Origin of the sequence: Asaia sp. VD9 (assembly GCF_037150015.1) — a bacterium.
Classification (GTDB): domain Bacteria; phylum Pseudomonadota; class Alphaproteobacteria; order Acetobacterales; family Acetobacteraceae; genus Asaia.
The window spans coordinates 395,082-413,793 of the sequence record NZ_JBBCQM010000002.1 but is presented as its reverse complement, the minus strand read 5'-3'; the positions used below and the strand labels follow the sequence as shown (position 1 = coordinate 413,793).

General features: G+C 62.4%; 14 protein-coding genes. 3 read left to right on the top strand and 11 right to left on the bottom strand.

What is annotated here, in order from left to right; genetic code table 11:
* Positions 1-132: 132 nt before the first annotated feature.
* Both WFJ47_RS04205 and WFJ47_RS04200 read left to right on the top strand, forming a co-directional pair.
* The gene (locus WFJ47_RS04205; RefSeq protein ID WP_336761054.1) at positions 133-963 is read left to right on the top strand and encodes an alpha/beta hydrolase; all 831 of its coding nucleotides are present in this window, start codon (positions 133-135) and stop codon (positions 961-963) included.
* 240 nt (positions 964-1,203) lie between these two features.
* The gene (locus tag WFJ47_RS04200; protein WP_336761052.1) at positions 1,204-1,686 is read left to right on the top strand and encodes a hypothetical protein; all 483 of its coding nucleotides are present in this window, start codon (positions 1,204-1,206) and stop codon (positions 1,684-1,686) included.
* A gap of 240 nt (positions 1,687-1,926) precedes the next feature.
* On the opposite strand, the gene gorA is transcribed toward WFJ47_RS04200, so the two are convergent.
* The 3 genes from gorA to WFJ47_RS04185 all read right to left on the bottom strand — a co-directional run bounded on the left by gorA (position 1,927) and on the right by WFJ47_RS04185 (position 5,968).
* The gene (gorA, locus tag WFJ47_RS04195; RefSeq protein WP_336761050.1) at positions 1,927-3,321 is read right to left on the bottom strand and encodes a glutathione-disulfide reductase; all 1,395 of its coding nucleotides are present in this window, start codon (positions 3,319-3,321) and stop codon (positions 1,927-1,929) included.
* 101 nt (positions 3,322-3,422) lie between these two features.
* Positions 3,423-4,307: a ferredoxin--NADP reductase gene (locus WFJ47_RS04190; protein ID WP_127100230.1), complete on the bottom strand. Its 885-nt coding sequence runs from the start codon at positions 4,305-4,307 to the stop codon at positions 3,423-3,425.
* A 116-nt stretch (positions 4,308-4,423) separates the two neighbouring features.
* A complete protein-coding gene (locus tag WFJ47_RS04185; protein ID WP_408868615.1) occupies positions 4,424-5,968 on the bottom strand; it encodes a S10 family peptidase in 1,545 nt (514 codons plus the stop codon).
* A gap of 262 nt (positions 5,969-6,230) precedes the next feature.
* Here WFJ47_RS04185 and WFJ47_RS04180 point away from each other — a divergent pair, with 262 nt between their 5' ends.
* Entirely contained in the window at positions 6,231-8,807 is a 2,577-nt protein-coding gene (locus WFJ47_RS04180) for a helicase-related protein (protein ID WP_336761047.1), read from the top strand.
* Between the two features lie 637 nt (positions 8,808-9,444).
* On the opposite strand, the gene dld is transcribed toward WFJ47_RS04180, so the two are convergent.
* The 8 genes from dld to argS form a co-directional block, all read right to left on the bottom strand.
* Positions 9,445-11,166: a D-lactate dehydrogenase gene (gene dld / locus WFJ47_RS04175; protein ID WP_336761045.1), complete on the bottom strand. Its 1,722-nt coding sequence runs from the start codon at positions 11,164-11,166 to the stop codon at positions 9,445-9,447.
* Positions 11,167-11,471: 305 nt separating this feature from the next.
* Positions 11,472-12,734: a serine--tRNA ligase gene (gene serS / locus WFJ47_RS04170; protein ID WP_336761044.1), complete on the bottom strand. Its 1,263-nt coding sequence runs from the start codon at positions 12,732-12,734 to the stop codon at positions 11,472-11,474.
* A gap of 64 nt (positions 12,735-12,798) precedes the next feature.
* Complete coding sequence (gene tatC / locus WFJ47_RS04165) at positions 12,799-13,578, bottom strand: twin-arginine translocase subunit TatC (RefSeq protein WP_336761043.1); 780 nt, start codon at positions 13,576-13,578, stop codon at positions 12,799-12,801.
* The gene (tatB, locus tag WFJ47_RS04160) at positions 13,575-14,234 is read right to left on the bottom strand and encodes a Sec-independent protein translocase protein TatB (RefSeq protein ID WP_336761042.1); all 660 of its coding nucleotides are present in this window, start codon (positions 14,232-14,234) and stop codon (positions 13,575-13,577) included. Before tatB ends, tatC begins: the two co-directional genes overlap by 4 nt.
* A gap of 111 nt (positions 14,235-14,345) precedes the next feature.
* Complete coding sequence (gene scpB / locus WFJ47_RS04155) at positions 14,346-14,879, bottom strand: SMC-Scp complex subunit ScpB (RefSeq protein ID WP_336761041.1); 534 nt, start codon at positions 14,877-14,879, stop codon at positions 14,346-14,348.
* A gap of 11 nt (positions 14,880-14,890) precedes the next feature.
* Positions 14,891-15,733 (bottom strand): ScpA family protein, encoded by an 843-nt coding sequence (locus WFJ47_RS04150; RefSeq protein ID WP_127100727.1) that lies wholly within the window; start codon positions 15,731-15,733, stop codon positions 14,891-14,893.
* Between the two features lie 5 nt (positions 15,734-15,738).
* Positions 15,739-16,875, bottom strand: a complete 1,137-nt coding sequence (locus WFJ47_RS04145) for an SPOR domain-containing protein (RefSeq protein WP_336761040.1) — start codon at positions 16,873-16,875, stop codon at positions 15,739-15,741.
* Positions 16,872-18,677, bottom strand: coding sequence for an arginine--tRNA ligase (gene argS / locus WFJ47_RS04140; RefSeq protein ID WP_336761039.1), 1,806 nt, complete (start codon positions 18,675-18,677; stop codon positions 16,872-16,874). The genes WFJ47_RS04145 and argS overlap by 4 nt, the downstream gene beginning before the upstream one ends.
* Between the last annotated feature and the right edge of the window lie 35 nt (positions 18,678-18,712).

Sequence of the window (18,712 nt, the reverse complement as noted above, 5' to 3'; positions counted from 1 at the left end):
GCCAGCCCTGGTGGGTCTCACGCCCCGGTGAAAGCGCACTCCTGAACCGGGCAGGAACTCCCTGCCTCGGTCCCGGTTCTTCTTTCCGGAATCACCGCCCCCTATGACGGGCGAACCGGAAAGGATGAGACCATGCCCTCTCTCAAGCTGCGCGACGGAAATTCTCTCCATTACAAGGATATGGGTGCGGGTCGCCCCGTCCTGCTGATCCATGGCTGGCCGCTCACCGGCGACATGTGGGAATACCAGACCCTCGCGCTGCTCGAGGCCGGTTACCGGGTCATCACCTATGACCGTCGTGGCTTCGGTCAATCGAGTCATCCCTTTGGCGGCTATGATTACGACACCCTCACCGCCGATCTGGCCGAGCTGATCGAAAGCCTCGACCTGACAGACCTCACGCTTGCGGGGTTCTCCATGGGGGGTGGCGAGGTCGCACGCTATCTGAGCCGGTACGGCACGACGCGTCTCGCAGGCGTCGCCCTGATTGCCTCGGTCGTGCCCTATCTGCTTCAGGACAGCAGCAATCCCGACGGCGTCCCTGTCGATGGCTTCGCGGATTTCAAGGCCCAGATACGGCGTGACCGCTTCGCCTTCCTGGCTGAGTTCCTCAAGAGCTTCTACGGCGTGAGCATGATCCGCAAGCCGGTCAGCCAGGCGCTGATCGACTGGAGCTTCACGCTGGGTATCATGGCAAGCCCGAACGCCACGCTGGATTGTATCGACAGCTTCAGCCGCACCGATTTCCGCCCCGATCTGGCGGCTTTCACCGTGCCTACGCTCGTCGTGCATGGCACGGGCGACAAGACCGTGCCCTATGAACTGACGGGCAAGCGCGTGAAGGATCTCGTGCCCCATGCGCGCTATGTGGAGTATGATAGCGCCCCTCATGGCCTTTTCGCGACCGATGCCGAGGCACTCAACCGCGATCTTCTGGCTTTCCTGTCCAGCACGACACTCTGATACGCGTTCCACCCGGGCAGTCTTCATTGCCCGGGTGATGGGCCTGTCACGCGCCGCTTCATGGGCCATGCCATGGCAAAACAAGCGGCGACACTAAGCGAGCACTCTGCGGATGCCATGCCGCGACGAGGCTCGGGTCACTCCGTCCTTCCGGCAATATCATCGAAGCGTCACCTTACCACGCGCGTTCACGGTCTATCCTGGCTCCTTCGTTAATGGATGCAAGGAAGGACCGTCTTCTTGTTTTACCCGAGAGGCGTGTTTGCAGGGCTGATCGCAATTTCATTGCTGTGTCCCTGCACGGTTTATGGTTGGGGCGAACGGGCGCATGGCGTCATCAATCGCGCGGCCATAGATACACTCCCCGATGACGGCCCCGTCTATCTGAAGGCGCAAAAGGCGCTGATCGCGCGATCGGCCACCTTGCCCGATACTTGGCGGGCCGAAAGCGAGGCCTTTTCCAAAATGGAAGAAGACCCCAACCACGGATGGTTTCGCGAACAATTCGCCTTCATGACCACTATCCCGCGCTCGCGTATCGCTTTCCTTCTGTCGCTTTATCGCGAGCATGTGCGCCTTGCCCAGAGCGACCCGGGCACGGCACAACGCATGAACATACGCTGGACCGGGACGGCGCATTGCACGACGCCAGCAATCGGAAGGCCCGGAGCCTCGTCTATGAGCGTTGCGCCGCGGCATCGGCGATGCTGCGCGATCTGGTGACCCGCGCCTGGAAAGAGAGCGCCCTCTCCCCCCTTCCGCCAACCCATCCTGACGATCCGGACAGCCCTGGCTACGACCCCGCCACCGACTCGGCTCCGGCGCCTCTGTCGAGAAAACTGCCCGAACCCGTGCGCCACGCGGTTCCCTAGCCTCAGCCGGTAACTCGAGGCACGAAACGAAAGAGGCCCCAACCCGACGATGCGCGCGTTTGGCCGGGTTGGAAACGGTTCGGAAGGCGGTTCAGGAGCGGGGCGTGCGCTCGCGTTGACGCGTGGGCGAGCGCATGGTGACAAATTCTTCCGCTGTGGTCGGGTGAATGCCGATCGTGCGGTCGAAATCGATTTTCTTGAGCCCGGCCGTGACCGCAATGGCGATGCCCTGCATCATCTCTGCCGCCGCATCGCCCATCATATGCGCGCCAACCACTTTCTGGCTTTCACGCTCGACGATCAGCTTCATGAACGCCTTGCGATCGCGCCCGATCAGGGTCTGACGCAGAGGACGAAACGCGGCAGTGAACACCTCGATATCTGCCTCCCCCACGGCCTCTTCTTCCGTCAAGCCAACACTGGCGAGGGTCTCCGAGAAGAACACGGCCTTGGGTGTCGTCTCGAATGACCAGCTTCTGGCCTGACCGGCATACAGGGTCTCGGCCAGGATATGCCCTTCCGCAATCGCGACGGGGGTGAGGTTGATCCGGTCCGTCACATCACCAATCGCGAAGATATTGGCGATATTGGTCGCCGATCGCTCATCGACTGCGACAGCGCCATTCTTGAGCGTCACGCCGACGGCTTCCAGCCTGAGCCCATCGATATTGGGCTTACGTCCGGTGGCAAAGAAAACCAGTCCGGTTTCGATGCTCTCGCCATTGCCCAAGGTGACACGATAGCTGGACTCACCTAGTTTTTCGATCCGCTCCGGGCTCTGACCCGCATGAACGGTGATGCCGTGATGCGGCAGCGCCTCATGCAGTTTCTCGCGTAATTCCTGATCGAAACCGCGTAAAGGCAGGTCCTGACGAAACACGAGATCGACCTGTGACCCCAGTCCGGCGAAAATTCCGGCGAACTCAACCCCGATATAACCGCCGCCGATAATGCAGATACGTTCCGGACGGTCTTTGAGATGGAAGGCCTGATCGGAAATGATGGCGTGGTCCGCGCCCTCGATGGGGGGGCGCGTGGGGCGTCCGCCCGTGGCAATCACGATGCGCTTGGCGGTGACCCGCCTCGGCTCCGCCTGCTCGTCCAGCGGTCCCGGGCCGATCTCGATGGTGTTGGCGTCGATCAGCTTGGCCCGCCCGATAAACAGCTCGACCCCTGCCTTGCCCAGCATGGATTTGTAGATCCCGTCGAGCCGCTCGATTTCCTTGTCCTTGGCGGCGATCAGTTTCTGCCAGTCATGCGCGCCGGTCTTGATGTCCCAGCCATAGGCACGGGCGTCTTCTGCGGCTTCGGCACCCTCGGAGGCATAGACCATGAGCTTCTTGGGCACACAGCCCAGATTGACGCAGGTGCCACCCCAATGGCGGCTTTCGGCAATGGCGACCTTGGCCCCGTTCTGCGCGGCGATACGCGCAAAGCGGACACCGCCCGATCCGGCACCAATCACGAAAACATCGAAATCCGGCATGAAGCCCCTCCCCCAAATGAAACGCGGCCGGGAAACCTCCCGGCCGCGCATGGCATAATCAGTATTCTGTCTTGCGCCCGTTCAGAACGGGACGAGAGGGCTCAACGTTCCGCAAAGGCCTTCTCGACGACATACGAACCCTGGTTGCTCATATTGCCTTCGTCAAAGCCCATGGAAAGAAGGAGCTTTTCGGTATCGGCCAGCATCTCGGGCGACCCGCAGATCATGACGCGGTCATGCTCGGGGTCCAGCTTGGGAAGGCCCAAATCCTCGAAGATCTTGCCGTTCTCAATCAACGTGGTGATACGATCGGTCACCGGGAAGTCTTCACGCGTAACAGCCGGATAATAGCGGAGCTGCTTGGACACGAATTCGCCCAGGAATTCGTGGTTCGGCAGATCGTGGCGGATATGATTCATATAAGCCAGCTCGCCAGAGACGCGCACGGTATGGCTCAGCACCACATTCTCGTAACGCTCATAGCATTCCGGATCTTCGATCAGGCTCATGAAGGGTGCAAGGCCCGTGCCCGTTGACAGGAAATAGAGATTGCGGCCCGGGCGTAGATTATCGAGCAACAGCGTGCCCACCGGCTTGCGACCGACGAGCACGGTATCGCCCACCTTCACATGGCGCAGGCGCGAGGTCAGCGGACCGTCTTCCACCGCGATGGAGAGGAATTCGAGCTCTTCCTCATAATTGGCAGAGGCGATGGAGTAGGCGCGCAGCAGCGGCTTGCCCTCAACCTCAATGCCGATCATCGTGAACTGACCGTTTTCGAAGCGCAGTCCAGGGTCGCGGGTGCAGGTGAAGGTGAACAGACGATCGGTCCAGTGATGGACGCTCAGAACCTCGCAGGCCTGAAGATGCCCATATTCCTTGCTGGGCGGTGCCAGACGATACTGGCCGGGATGGCCCTCGAGAGGGAGGAGCCCCGAAAGCGGCTCGGCAATAATGGGCATCGGCAGGGAGACAGGCGCGTTCATCGGCACTCTTTCGCAGGGAGCAGGGGGCGGGCGGTCTGACACCGCCCAAAGTGGCGAAATTTCTAGAGCATCCTTCCGCCGTTTGAAAACCCCACAGCTTCGTCTGTTTTAAATTATTACGACGATTTTGGATGCGTCCTTGCGATAAACTGCGACACGTTATCGTGCATTTCCTTCAGCGCTGGCAGATGGGCGTACACCATATGACCAGATGCATATTGCTTGATCTCGACATTCTTCGCGAGCGCGCGCGGAATTGGAAGGTGACGCATCTCGTACACGCCCTCGAAATAGGGGGTACCAAGATCGTAATAGCCCTGGTTCAGCATGACCTGAAGTGACGGGTTGGTCTTCATGGCCATGGCGAGGTCCGGCAGCACATTCGGCTCCCCCCGCGCCGCGCCGCGCTGGTCGGGCTGCTTGTGGGTGAAGCTCCATTTTCCGATGCTATGGGCACTCACGCGATATTCCATGTAGCCATCGCCAAAGGACGGATCGGCCCCGTAATGCAGCGTCTTGCGCGCGTAGTCATTGAACGCTGCGACATAAGCGGACTCCATCGCCGCAGATTGCGGATCATAGGCGGGCCGCTGGGCCAGCGGGTCCAGGCTCGGTCCCGAGAAACGGCTGTCGAGGCGACCCGTATCCTGCCCCTCCTCACCCAACAGCGTCTTGGCGAATTCGCCCCCGTTCACGCGCAGATCAGCCTTGATCAGGTAATCGACCGGCAGACCGGTATAGCGATGCAGCTTTTCGGCCGTGGCCTTGAGTTTTTCATCGCTGATCCCGGTGCCGTCCTGCAGGGCGGAGGTGTAGTCGGTCAGGGCAAAATGCTCGACCTCGGCAAGGAAGGTTTTCAGATCGGCAGGCTGATCAGGCAGCTTGTGATGATACCAGGCCGTCGCGGCAAAGCTCGGCAGGCCCAGCACATAAGGCTGATCGTTGCTCGGATTGCTCTGGGCGCGATCGATGGAATTCCCGTAATTCAGGATCTGCGACAGCAGAATCACGCCATTGAGGTCGATCCCCTTCTCCGACGCCAGCGCATTGGCGACGATGGCCGAGCGTGTGGTGCCATAGCTCTCGCCGAAGAGATATTTTGGCGAGTTGTAGCGCCCGTGACGGGCCAGAAACTGGGCAATGAAATCGGTAAAGGCCGCGGCATCGGGATCGGTGCCGTAGAAGGCCTTGTCCCGATCCTTGCCGACCACGCGACCAAAGCCTGTCCCCGGGGCGTCGATAAAGACGAGATCGGTCGAGTCCAGCAGGGAATCGTCGTTATCCACCAGCTTGTACGGCGCAGCGGGGGTATGCACGTCGTCCGAGGTCACGACGCGCTTGGGACCGAGTGCGCCCATATGCAGCCAGACGGTAGAAGAGCCGGGGCCGCCATTATAGATGAAGGTGATGGGCCGGTTTTCGGGATGCGCACCCTTCTTGAAATAGGCGACGTAGAAAATGGAGGCGACAGCCTGCGGGACCTTGGGATCGGGATTGGCGTCATCCCAGCCTTCAGGATGAACGATCAGCGTACCGGATTCTGCCTGATACGGGATGACCTGACCGCGAATGGTGGCGCTGCCATCGCTCAGAACATGCTGCGGCTTCATGAGATAGGCGGGGCCGTGCACCTCACCCGGGCCACCCATGGGACCACCCATAGGCCCGCCATCAGGGCCAGCACCGGGTGGAGGTGGCGGCCCCATATGCGGCGGCGGCATATCAGGCGCTGCGAGCGCAGTGCTGCCCATCAGCGTTGCAGAAGCCAGAATGGCGGAAAGTCGTGAAGCTTTCTTGAACCGCACCAGGGTCTCCTCGTGTCGTAACCGTGAGTTTCGTTCCGGTTGCGTATAGGAGGGCGAAAGCGGGGATGTCGCAAGTCTCCCGTTGCAGCGAAACGTGTCCTATCGCACAAACGTATCTATGGATTCAGCACTCTCCCCCGCCGATCACGCGCTCTCTGTTGCGATTGAGGAAACCGGCCTCTCGCCCAGCCCCAAGGAGGAGCCGCGCCTCCTCAAACTGATCGCGCGCAGCCTCGTACCGGGGACGAACACCATCCTCGCTTCGGAATATGAGCGGCTGATATGCGACGTTCGACGGAAAGACTGGGCGGCGCAGCTCATGAACCTCACCCGCCGCGCGGGCGAGCTCTGGATCAGCAAGGCAGATATGCTCGATGCCGTGAGCCGCGTGCACGACCCGCGCGCGACGCCGGAGCTTCTGCGCGCCACGCTGGACGACACGCTGGCGGCGCGTTTTCGCGATATGGGCCATACGCCACGCGATGTACTGGAGGCCGTGCAGGCCGATCTGACCGATGCGGGCACTTTCCTCTCGGGCGGACAGATCGATCGCCTTGCCCAGATCATCGCCTCGGCTTTCGGGGTGGAAGATACCGGCTTCGAGGCTGAGCTGATCGCAAGCGAGAAAGCGCGTCGCGAAGAGGAAGAGCGCATCGAGGCACGCGCCGAGGCACGCCGCAAGCGGGAAAACGAGCGCCTCAAGGCATGGGAAGAGAGCCTTGTCGGGTTCGATCAGGTGCCGGCCATCCTGCATTGCACCCCGCGCGAAGCGCTACGCTGGATTGCCGAGAACCGCCTGCCGGTCACCCGCCGCACTCCGCAACCCGACGGTACAGAGAAATTCGAGTTCGATCCCGAAATTCTCAAGCGCCTGCGTTCGCAACTGGCCGAGTGGCGCGGAGGAGAAAAAGGCACGCCGGCTCTCGCCGGACGCAAGGTGGGGAATGCGGTCATTGCCCGTGTGGCGGCGCTTGATCGTTATGTCGCGCATTTCCGCACGGCGCGCTCGCTCAAGCGTCGGATCACGCTGGTTACCGGCCCGACCAACTCGGGCAAATCCTATACCGCGCTCAATGCTCTGGCCAATGCCGAAAGCGGTCTCGCGCTCGCGCCGCTACGCCTTCTGGCGCATGAATTCCGCGAGTCCCTGCTGTCTCGCGGTGTTCCCGCCTCACTCGCCACGGGCGAGGAGCGCATCGAGTTTCCCGGGGCGCGCCATCTGGCCGCGACGGTCGAGATGTGCCCGTTTCATAACCCGGTCGATGTTGCCCTGATCGATGAGGCGCAGATGCTGATGGACCCCGACCGTGGTGCCGCCTGGACGGCTGCCATCATGGGCGTGCCAGCGCGTCATCTGTACATTCTGGGAGCACCGGATTGTATTCCGCTCATCAGGCGCATCGCCGAACTTTGCGACGATCCGCTGGACGAGATCAGCCTCGAGCGCAAGTCCCCGCTTCGCGCCGCCAGCGCGCCTTTGCGCCTGCGCGATCTGGAGGCGGGCGATGCACTTATTGCCTTCTCACGTCGCGAGGTTCTGGATCTGCGCGCCGAACTTCTGACACTCGGCAAGCGCGTGGCCGTGGTTTATGGCGCGCTGAGCCCTGAGGTGCGCCGCGCCGAAGCCGCGCGCTTCAATAATGGCGAGGCCGAAATTCTGGTCGCGACCGATGCCATCGGCATGGGGCTCAACTTGTCCATCAAGCGCGTCGTGTTCAGTGCACTGCGCAAATATGACGGCAAGCAGACGCGTGACCTGACGGCGCAGGAGACCAAGCAGATTGGCGGGCGCGCTGGGCGCTACGGCCATCATGAAAACGGCGTCGTCGCCGTGCTGGGCGAGGCAGGCACACCGGCCCATATCCGCAAGATGCTCGCTGCACCGCCCGAGCCCATCACGGAACTGCGCCCCCTTGTGCAACCGGATGCCGATATCGTGCGCGCCGTAGCCGAGGAAATCGAAACCGATAGCCTTTACGGTGTGCTCGTGCGCATCAAGCGCGCCGTGCTGCGCGCCGATGACCCGAATTACCGTTTGGCCGATATGGATCAGGCCTTCGAGATCGCCTCGGCGCTGGAAGGTGTGGAAGGGCTCTCCCTTACCCAGCGCTGGGTCTATGCCATGTGCCCCATCGATGAGCGCGATAACGGCATTTCGCGGCTGGTCGGCTGGGCCAGCGACCATGCGGCCGGGCGTCGTGTACCCCCGCCCGGCACGGGGCGTCTGGTTCAGCCCTCACAAGCCGGGCGCGAGGAACTCGAACGCGCCGAGAAGCGCCACAAGCGCCTTGTGGCGTGGCGCTGGCTCTCCTTGCGCTTTGCCGATGCCTACACAGACAAGCAGGCCGCGGAGGACAACACGACGGCGCTGAATGACTGGATCGAGGCCGTGCTGCGTCAGCAGAGCCGCGAGCGCGAACACCAGAAACGCGCCGTGCCCGGCAGACGCGGCGGTGCCAGGGGCTTCGGTGACCGTGCCAGTGGTGAGCGATCAGGAGGTGACCGTTCAGGCGGAAGTTATTCCGGCCCCGGACGTGGCCCCAGACCGCAAGGAGGCCACGCCCATGGCGGCGGGCGTGAGGGGGGACGCGAAAATAGCGAACGCCCGACTGGCGGCGCTCCCGGCAAGAAGCGTTTCAAGGGGGCGGGCGGCGGCGCCCGCAAGGGCTCGAATAACGGACGCAGGCGCGGCTGAGGCCGCTTTTCAGCACTTGCTGTTCCATGTCGTGCCCTCCCCTTGCGGCTTCATAAGCCTCGCGGGGCGATGAGTGTCACTGCTGAGGCATGAAATCAGGAGCATCGTATCGCTTCGCCTCAGGGGCAGGGTCGATGCGCATGCCTGAAGGAAGATCGACGCTTTGCCCTTGCCTCCCGGGATCGAGTCGCTGGCCGAGTCGCAAACCGCCTCAGGAGAGGCTCGAGTGTCCCTCAAACCTCGATTTCCAAGACGTTTGAGCGCAGCGGCATGATGGCGCGCAAAAAATTTCCGGAAAACGACGCAAAAAGTTCTTCCATTCTTCACAAAAACCACGCTAGCGTTTCCTTGCGGCAACGGAGATTGCTTCAAGTAATTCTTCAGAAATAGTTCTGAAGATGAAAGCAAGCTTCGGACTCCGCGAAATAGTGCGCATCTTGCGCCATGTGAAGAAGGAATACAGATATGTCGTCTGGTTTTTCCGTAAGCACATTTTCGCCGAAAACTATGACCTCGGTCCGGGTTTTCTTAGCAGATGCCAAATATAAGGGAGTTGGCCCACCGTAAAGGTGCGCCTCGGCCCTCCGCCTCCTGCATGAACAGGCCATGCGCAGGGCCACTCTTCCTCCCGATGTCCTCAAATACTTTCGGCTTTCCAGTTTCGTTCCTTTGTCGACCTTCCAATACCGGGATTGAGACAGTTACACGGGTCCAGATCCCGGTAGTGAGACAATATCGCCTCCCCCGCCTCATAAAGATGCCCCAGATTATGCTCTGCCGGGTAACGCGCGCCGCGCGCATCTAGCAGACGAAGCATCTCGTGCTCTACCGCCTCGGCGGATTCTCCCGGTTTCAGAACATAATCCTGATGCATCACGTGGCATAGAAAATGCCCGTAATGGAGCGCGCATGCGATACGCGCTTCGAGTGATGCTGGCAGGGTTTCGAACCATGCGCGCTCATTCCGCCTGAGCGCTATGTCGAGAGCCACGATTTCTCCCGCTTTTTTTCCGTGGACCGCGCGGTATCGCAGCGCCGCACCGGCAGCAGCGAAACGATGCAGAAAGGCGCGCTTGCCCTCATCAGGGGTACAGGCGAACCACCCTCCTGCCTCGCCCTGCATGGTTGTCTTCAGATACGCCTCGATTTGCGGCGCGAGGCGCGATGACACACGAAGCATCAGATGATGCGCGAAACGTTTTTCGAATTCCCGCATCTTTGCGGGTGTTTGCTGCGGCAGGAGCCGGCCCAGCTTCTGCATGACCCGATCGGTCACATGGTCTGGCAGGAAATCAAATCGGCCAAGCAGGTTATCGAGCCACGCCTTGGCGGCAAAAAGACGCGGGATGGACCGCGTGCCGATGATGCGGATGAGCGCCACCGTATCGCGACCATATTCCTCGGCGATGCGAAAGGCATCGCGATGCATGTATTCACCTGCGATGGGCAACTCGTCATAGGCTGTCAGCAGATGGCGGCGCAGATCCTCCAGCGCATCCGTGCTGTTCGTGCCGATATAGAAGACCCGGCTATCGGCATCTGCCGGGAAGCTGTCGACACGCACTGCAAACACGACGAGCTTGCCCGCGCAGCCCGATGCCTCGAACCAGCGCTTTTCATCCTGATTGAAGCGCGCCGGGGTTTCGGCATCCACATCACGCACATGGGTGACATAGTCCTGATCATGGCCCTTCGCCCCTGACCATTCGATCTCGTCGCGGGTGAGAGCACCGCTTTCAAGTCGGCTCAGCGCCTTGATCGGGTCCGGGTCCAGACGGAGCCCGAGATGGTTGACGAGTTCGAGTCGGCGATCTTCGGTCACCCGCGCGAAAAGCGCCATCTCGGTATAGGCCGGACCGCGCTGCACCAGAGCGCCGCCGGAGTTATTGCTTATCCCCCCCAGGACCGACGCCCCGATGCAGGAGGAGCCGATAACGGAATGCGGCTCGCGCCCATGGCGGGCCAGTGTGGTTTCAAGCTTGTGCAGCGTCGTACCCGGCAGACAGATCACCTGCCTACCTCCGGCCAGCAGATGCATGCCGTGCAGTCGGCGCGTATTGATGAGAATGACCGGACGATCATACTCGTTGCCATCGGGCGTAGAGCCCCCGGTCAGACCGGTATTGGCCGCCTGGACGATCATGATCTGATCGGCCGCCACGCAAAGCTCGGCCACGCGCCAGAGCTCGACGAGTGTACGCGGCCGGATCACCGCGCGTACCTTGCCGTCACCGAAGCGGAACCCCTTCGTGTAGGGCGCAGTCGCATGAGGCGCAACGAGCACATGAGGCGTCCCGACAATTTGCCGAAGCAGGACCAAAAGGCGGTCAGCGTGAATTGTAGGTTCGGTCAGGCGCATGAGGCTCATCCTTTCAGCATCGTCGGAAGAGCGCGCGCCCTGCGCCGTAGTGAGGCACAGTGAGCTTTTTCCCGCCCTGTCAGCGGCCTCTTTCGGGCCGCGCGGCCCGTTTCCGACATCCCGGGCCCTTGCCATCATTCCTTCCGCGTCCCCTGATGCCCCTAGCAGCGCATCGGGTTCCGCAGGTTTTCACTCTCCCCCTGTCGGGAGAGAACCTGCCCCCAGGGGCTCATCGACGATCGCTCCGGCAGGAAAGCGCCACCGTGATCCCTGCGTCGCCGGGGATCGCGCGCTCGGAGAGGCGCTCAGCCGATCCGCGTGATCCCGCCCATATAGGGATGCAGGGAAGCTGGAATCTCGATAGCCCCCTCCGCCGTCTGGCCGTTTTCCATGACCGCAATCAGCGTGCGCCCGACTGCCAGGCCGGAGCCATTGAGCGTATGCACGAAGGCGGGCCCGTTTTCGGTACGGTAGCGCGCATTCATGCGGCGCGCCTGAAAGTCGCGCGTGTTGGAGCACGATGAAATCTCGCGCCACGCCTTCTGTCCCGGCAGCCAGCCTTCGAGATCGAAGGTCTTCGCCGCGCCAAAGCCGGTATCGCCCGCACAAAGCAACATGCGTCGATACGGGATGTTCAGCCGCTCAAGAATCGTCTCGGCGCAGCGCGTCATACGCTCATGCTCATCCGCGCTGGCTTCGGGGGTCGTGACCGAGACCAGCTCCACCTTGCTGAACTGATGCTGGCGCAGCATGCCACGCACATCACGCCCGGCGGACCCCGCCTCGGAGCGAAAGCAGCTTGAGAGGGCCGTCATGCGTAAAGGCAGTGCTTTCGCATCGAGAATCTCGCCTGACACGCTGGCGGTCAGCGGAACCTCGGCGGTCGGGATCAGCCAGCGACCATCCGTTGTCTGAAAGGAATCCTCAGCGAATTTCGGCAGCTTGTCGGTGCCGTACATCGCTGCGTCATTGACCAGAAGCGGAACGACGGTCTCGCTATAGCCGAATTCCTGCGTGTGGGTATCGAGCATGAACTGACCAAGCGCGCGTTCCAGCCGCGCCAGCGCTCCACGCAGCACGGTAAAGCGCGCGCCGGACAGCTTGGCCGCGACCGGAAAATCCATCAGGCCAAGCTGCTCACCCAGTTCGAAATGCTGTTTGGGCTCGAAGTCGAAAACCGGAACCTCGCCCCATTGATGAACGACCTGATTCGCCTCCTCATCACGCCCTTCCGGCACGGTCTCATCCAGACGATTGGGCAGGCCCGCAAGAATGGCGCTGATCTCGCCCTCGATCTGAGAGGCACGGACCTCGAGAGAGGCAATATGATCACGCAGTTCCACGGCCTTTTGCTCGAGCGCGCCAGTATCCTGACCAGCCTTCTTGCCCTGTCCGATCTCCTTTGCCAGCACCTTGCGCTGTGCCTGTTGTTCCTGAAGCACCTGGAGCGCCGCGCGACGTTCTTCGTCACGACTGACCAGGTCACTGGCGACGGGCGACAGGCCACGACGGTTTAGAGCTGCGTCAAAACCAGCCGGATCGGCGCGGAGGGCGCGCAAGTCATGCATTTCAGTCTTATCCCGTCAGTACGTGGTCTTCAGTTCTTGGTCTTTTGTGTACGGTCGTCGGCGCCTAGTCGATCTCCGCAGGGCGCGGCTCGGCAAAACGGGCCGTGACGATCGAGATTTCATACAGAAAGATCAGGGGCACGGCGAGGCCTACCTGGGTAATCACATCGGGCGGCGCGAGCACGGCGGCAATCACGAAAGCCCCGACAATGGCATAGCGTCGGAATTTCTTCAGCCCAGCAGCAGTAATGATCCCGACACGTGCCAGGAGCGTGAGCACCACAGGCAGCTCGAAAGCAACACCGAAAGCCAGGATCAGCTTCATGACCAGTGAGAGATAGTCTGACACCTTGGCCTGCAACTCGATATGCATGCCATGCGAACCCGCCGGTGCGGTCTGAAACGACAGAAAGAAGCGCCAGGCAATCGGAAAGATGAAGTAATAAGCGAGCGTTGCGCCTACGAGAAAAAGCACCGGGGTCGCGATCAGGAAGGGCGCGAAAGCCCGCTTCTCATTGCGATAAAGGCCCGGAGCGATGAAGATCCACGCCTGCATGGCAATGATCGGGAAAGACAGAAACGCCGCACCGAAAAACGCCACCCGGACATAGGTGAAAAACGCCTCCGAGAGGGCGGTATAGATCAGATGCGGCTCTTCCCCCTGCTGACGCATGATCCGCGCGAGCGGGTCAGCGAGAAACAGATAGATCTGCTCCGAGAAGTGGTAACAGACCAGAAAGGCAACAATGAACGCGGCCAGAGACCAGATCAGCCTCTTACGCAGCTCGATCAGATGATCGAGGAGCGGCATCGCCTTGTCGTCGAGGGAATCGTTGTTCGTCATGGCGCTGCCGGAAATTCTGTCTGGAAGGGCTGGGAGTCGGTGGCGTCGTGATCGGTCGATCCTGTGGCGGGAACCGTATCATCTATCTGGCCCGATACAGGGGGTGGATCGAGCGCGATACGTCGCCCGTTATGGATGACTCTGAGCGGGGGTATAATGGCCGGTGCGTGCCATAGCGTCTCTTCGTGACGCAGGCGTCTGGCTGTGGCAGGCGGCAGAATAGCAGGCCCGGGTCGATCGGTGGGCCTTGTTTCGGCAGCCGCAGGCTCCGTATAGGTCACCCCCGGACCGCTGACCGGCAGGGATGGGCTCGGCGCCTGACCGGCCAGGGCGCCCGTCGTACCGGTCGGAGCAGAGAGCGACGGCGGGGGCGTGAAATCGAGGCTCTTGCTGATCGTCTGATCGGAATCGATGGTGCGGGCGATGCGGTCGCGAAAGTCGAACCGCTTCAGATCACGCAGATGATCGCGTGCCTCGCCCAGATCTGCCTCGCGGATCATCTCATCCACATGGCCCTGAAATTCCGACGCCATGCGGCGTACGGCCTTGATCCCCCGGCTGACGGCGCGAATGGCGGTCGGCATGTCCTTGGGGCCGATGAAAACCAGCGCCACGACAACGATCAGCGCAATTTCCGACCAGCTAAAATCGAACATGTTCCTCACTCATTCCAAAACTGCGCCCCGCACCTGCGCACACCCTGACCAACGCCTGCATGGTCATGCCTGCAGACTGCCTTTCTGGGTCACGACACGATCATTGCGTCCCTACGCATCCGGGTCGAGCAAAAGCTCCTCCCTGCGTGGGAGCGCCCCCAGATCGCTCAGGCCGAAACTGCTCAGAAAATGCGTCGATGTGCCCCAGAGAATGGGCCTCCCCGGCACTTCCTTGCGTCCTTTGGGCATGATCAGTCCATCCTCGATCAGCGTGTCGAGCACGGTCTGACTCAGCGAAACACCGCGTATGCCCTCGATATCGGCACGGGTGCAGGGCTGATGATAGGCGATGATGGCAAGCGTTTCCATGGCGGAACGGCTGAGACGGCGCGGTTTCTCCACCACGCGGGTCAGGGCAGGCGCGATTTCCGGACGCGTGCGGAACTGCCAGCCGCGCGCGACGGCCACAAGCTCGACTGCATGATCGTCGTAGCGCGTCATGACGGCTTGCAGCACAGGCCCGAGCCCTGCCTCGTCTGCGCCCTGCGCCACCATGAAAGCCTTGAGCGCGTGCTCGGAGACCGGCTCAGCGCTCGCGAAGATCAGTCCCTCGACCAGCCGGGTGAGAGCCTCGAAATCAGACATGACGAACGCTTTCATATCGTGTCGCTCTCTTGGGCGACATTGCCGGAAGAAGGGCCATGCGCCGGATCCTCTTCCCTGTCCTGCGGCGCACGAAGCATGATTTCGGCAAAGGAACTCTCCTGCCTGAGTTCCACGGCGCCGCTTTTCGCCATTTCCAACCCTGCCACAAGCGCGCTGGCCATGGCCGCTGCCCGCGCGCGCGGTGAGCTTGCAGATTGGGCAGGCAGGAGTGCTGTCAGCTTCTGCCAGCCAGCGACCTCGCTGGCATTGAGCAGACGCTGGAGCGCCGAAACAGCTTCGGTAACGGTCCAGTAGCGAGGCCGGGGCGGGGCATAAAAGCGTTTGCGGCCGCGACGACGCGTCATGGCCAGATAGGCGCCGATCAACCCCATCAGATCCACGCGCAGCCCCGAGCGGTCGATACGGGTCATGTCTTCCGAACAGCCGCGCGCGAACACATGCTCGCCCAGGCGGGGGCGCTCATCGAGCCAAAGGGCTAGAGCGCGTATGGTCTCCAGTTCCTGCAATCTCGTCTGCAGAAGACCGGCAGCCTCCTCGGCCTCGCCATCGGGTTCGTTCTCGGCCGGAAGGAGCAACCGGGATTTGAGCCAGGTCAGCCAGGCCGCCATGACGAGCCAGTCTGCCGCCAGCTCAAGCCGGATCTGCCGGGCCCCCTCTACAAAGGCCAGATATTGCTCGACCAGTTGCAGGATCGAGATCTGCGCCAGATCCACCTTCTGGGCACGGGCCAGATCGAGCAGCAGGTCGAGCGGCCCCTCAAAACCGGTGAGGGAAAGATGGGGCGCGGTTTCCTGCTCCACGCCCGACAGAAAGACCGATCCCCCCTCACCCATACCGATCAGAAAACCGCCGGGGTGCAGGCAATGGAGCGCGCATGCAGGCGCACACAAAAGGCGCGCGCTGCCTGGGCCGTGTCGAACCCGCCAACGCGCAGGCGAAAGAAGACATGACCATTGATCGTCTTCTGCTCGATCATTGGGGTGCGATCGGCCAGTAGGTCAGTGGCCTGCTTGCTCAGCTTGCCCCAGGTCGCCTTGGCATCCGCCTCGCTCCCAAGCGCGGCGAGTTGCACCATATGGCCACCGGAAGCCTGTTTGGCGGAAGCCGGGGCTTCCGCAGCGGGGACCGCCGACGAGGCCGGAGGTGACACGGCAGGAGAAGTGGCCGGGGTGCCGGATGCGACCTCATGCTTTGGTGCAGGCCGGGCCTCGGGCGACGCATCAGGACTGGACACGGATGTTGTTTCCGGGGCCTTGCGCGGTGCGGACTCCCGCGTTGCTCCTGGCGCCGAACCGGTTTCGGCAGGTGCTGCGGGGGCATTCTGGGCAGGTGCTACCCCGTCGCTGCTGGCAGGGCCATCGGCGGGGGAAGCGGGCGCATTCCCTACTGCATCCTTGGCGGTCGGGGCCGCTGGTGTCTCGGGCGCAGCGCGGGCGGCAAGCGCCTCGGGTCGAGGCTGCTCGGGTTCAGGGGCCAGATGTGCTTCGCCCTGCCCCGTGACATCCAGATCGGTACCGTCGCCCATGATCTGCATCCCGCCCGGATCGGCCGGGCGATCGCGCACGGGGCCAGGAGGCGGGCCGATGACAGGAATACCGCCCGAATGTCCGCCAAGCAGCGACCAGCCCCCCACTCCGATGACCAGCAGGGCGCCAAGCCCCGCTGCCCCGTAGACCAGGCGGCGCGTCAGCGCATCCGAGCCCAGCAAGGCCGAGAGCCCGCCCGCAGATCCGCCGGCACGACGCCGGAAAACCGGCTCCTCGTCATAATCGGCGCTCAGACGCTCGCGGGGCGGCGCGCTGCGACCCGTTTCTCGCGGGCCAGCTCCGGCGTCATCGGCATAGGAGGGCGGACGCGTGTCAGTAAAGCGCGGATCGCGCGAGCGACGTTCGGCATCCTCGCTCTGGCGGGGGCGCTCATAGCCGCCCTCATCGCCCGTGCGGTCGTCCCGCCAGTCCGGCGTGTCGTCTCTCATCGCATCTCCTCAACCGGCTCGACACCAAGAATGGCCAGACCGCAGCGCAGCGCGCTGGCAACCGACGCCACGAGCGCGAGCTTGGCCAGACTCGCCGGGCGGTCCTGCTCATGCAGGAAGCGCAGGGTCGTATCCTCACGGCCCTTGTTCCACAAGGCGTGGAAATCCGCCGCCAGCTCACCGCAGTAATAGGCGATACGATGCGGCTCGCGCGTCTGGGCCGCGCCCTCGACCACCCGGGGAAAGGTAGACAGGCGACGCAGCACGGCAAGTTCCACATCCGAGGCGAGGCGCGACAGGTCTGCCCCGAGCAGCGACGCATCGGACGTCACCTCGGCTCCGAACATTGCCTCGGCGCTGCGCATGACCGAGCGGCAGCGCGCATGGGCATACTGCACGTAAAACACAGGATTATCGCGCGTCTGCGCCACGACCGCATCAAGGTCGAAATCCATCTGTGCGTCCGCCTTGCGGGTCAGCATGGTGAAGCGCACGGCATCACGACCGACCTCGTCCAGCAGATCACGCAGGGTCACGAAAGTGCCCGCGCGCTTGGACATGCGCACGGGCTCGCCGCTCTTCATGATCCGTACAATCTGGCACATCACGACTTCGAATGCGGTCTTGCCATCGGTCAGCGCGCTGACAGCGGCGCGCATACGCGAAACATAGCCGCCATGATCGGCGCCCAGCACGTCGATCAGAATATCGGCACCCTCGGCCTTTTTGGCGTGATAGCCGATATCATTGGCGAAATAGGTATTGCTGCCATCGGACTTGCGGAGCGCGCGATCCACGTCATCGCCGAACTGGGTCGAGCGGAACAGCGTCTGGGGGCGCGGCTCCCAGTCTTCAGGCGTCTTGCCCTTGGGGGGCTCGAGCACGCCCTCATAAAGCAGGCCCTTCGCATCGAGCGCGTTGATCGCCGAGTCCACACGGCCATTGGCGAGCGTTTCGGCTTCTGAGGCAAACACCTCGTGATGAATGCCGAGCAGGCCCAGATCGGTGCGAATTTCCGCCATCATCACCTTGAGCGTCGCGGCGCGCACGATGTCGAACCAGACCGAAGGATCGGCTGCCTGCCCCTGATCATCGGCCAGTGCCTTGCCATGCTCCGCCGCCAGAGCCTCACCCACGGGGATCAGATAGTCGCCCTGATATTGCAGCCCTGTAGGAGTCAGTGCTGCAAAGGCCTCGGCATCGACCGCCGTGCCGATCGCCTGAAGATAACGCCAGTACGCCGCCCAGGTGAGCGCGATGACCTGCGCCCCGGCATCGTTGATGTAATATTCCTTTGTGACGGTGTGACCTGTCTTGGCCAGCAGATTGGCGAGCGCGTCGCCCACCACGGCGCCACGGCAATGACCCACATGCATCGGCCCTGTCGGGTTGGCCGAGACATATTCCACATTCACACGCTTGCCCGCACCCAGTCGCGACTCACCAAAGCGCGGCCCTGCCTCGATCACGCTGCGGGCGACCGATTGCAGCACATCAGGACTCAGGGTCAGGTTCACAAAACCGGGGCCCGCCGATTCCGCCTTCGCGACGCCGGGCAGCGCGGTCAGGAGCGGGACCAGATCGGCAGCGATATCCGCCGGGCGGCGACGGGCGAATTTCGAGGCCAGAAGGGCCGCATTCGTGGCCATGTCGCCGTGGGACGGGTCACGGGTGGGGGTCAGTTCGACACGCGCGGCGATATCGTCAGGAAGATCGGCCACCACCGAGCGCAGCGCCTCGCGCACCTGATGCTGGTAGCGGGCGAAAAGGCAGTCTGTGGTGGGCGTGATGGTATCGGACATGAAGGGCCTTGCGTTCCTGACGTGTATTCTGCTGC

Coding starts and splice junctions, on each gene's coding strand:
- WFJ47_RS04205 (WP_336761054.1), top strand. CDS start 133: ATGCCCTCTCTCAAGCTGCGCGACGGAAATTCTCTCCATTACAAGGAT.
- gorA (WP_336761050.1), bottom strand. CDS start 3,321: ATGCCGGATTTCGATGTTTTCGTGATTGGTGCCGGATCGGGCGGTGTC.
- WFJ47_RS04190 (WP_127100230.1), bottom strand. CDS start 4,307: ATGAACGCGCCTGTCTCCCTGCCGATGCCCATTATTGCCGAGCCGCTT.
- WFJ47_RS04185 (WP_408868615.1), bottom strand. CDS start 5,968: ATGGGTGGTCCCATGGGTGGCCCGGGTGAGGTGCACGGCCCCGCCTAT.
- WFJ47_RS04180 (WP_336761047.1), top strand. CDS start 6,231: ATGGATTCAGCACTCTCCCCCGCCGATCACGCGCTCTCTGTTGCGATT.
- dld (WP_336761045.1), bottom strand. CDS start 11,166: ATGCGCCTGACCGAACCTACAATTCACGCTGACCGCCTTTTGGTCCTG.
- serS (WP_336761044.1), bottom strand. CDS start 12,734: ATGCATGACTTGCGCGCCCTCCGCGCCGATCCGGCTGGTTTTGACGCA.
- tatC (WP_336761043.1), bottom strand. CDS start 13,578: ATGACGAACAACGATTCCCTCGACGACAAGGCGATGCCGCTCCTCGAT.
- tatB (WP_336761042.1), bottom strand. CDS start 14,234: ATGTTCGATTTTAGCTGGTCGGAAATTGCGCTGATCGTTGTCGTGGCG.
- scpB (WP_336761041.1), bottom strand. CDS start 14,879: ATGTCTGATTTCGAGGCTCTCACCCGGCTGGTCGAGGGACTGATCTTC.
- WFJ47_RS04150 (WP_127100727.1), bottom strand. CDS start 15,733: ATGGGTGAGGGGGGATCGGTCTTTCTGTCGGGCGTGGAGCAGGAAACC.
- WFJ47_RS04145 (WP_336761040.1), bottom strand. CDS start 16,875: ATGAGAGACGACACGCCGGACTGGCGGGACGACCGCACGGGCGATGAG.
- argS (WP_336761039.1), bottom strand. CDS start 18,677: ATGTCCGATACCATCACGCCCACCACAGACTGCCTTTTCGCCCGCTAC.